The sequence below is a fragment of the Frankia sp. Mgl5 genome (assembly GCF_023242985.1).
Taxonomy (GTDB): domain Bacteria; phylum Actinomycetota; class Actinomycetes; order Frankiales; family Frankiaceae; genus Parafrankia; species Parafrankia soli.
In genome coordinates, this window is the sequence record NZ_JALKFY010000293.1 from 1 (window position 1) to 244 (window position 244).

Genomic DNA, 244 nt, shown 5'->3' on the forward strand with positions numbered 1-244 from the left:
GGTGGGTTCTGCCGCCGCGTCCCTGGCGACCTTCAAAGTTACGGTTGGAGGTAGAGGCGCAGCGTTCGCCCTGTTCCAGGATATCCGGGTTCATTGCCAGACACATGGAGCAGCCTGATTCGCGCCATTCAAAACCTGCCTCAACGAAAATTTTATCCAGGCCTTCCTGTTCTGCCAACTGCTTCACCGCTTGAGAGCCGGGGACCACCATCGCATGGACGTGGGCAGATACGCGCCGTCCTTT

The 244-nt window shown here is 58.2% G+C and carries 1 protein-coding gene; it reads right to left on the reverse strand.

Features of this window, described 5'->3' with window-relative positions; all coding sequences use genetic code 11:
* The coding region (locus tag MXD62_RS09395; protein ID WP_308301220.1) for an aconitase family protein at positions 1 to 244 on the reverse strand (244 nt) is incomplete at both ends.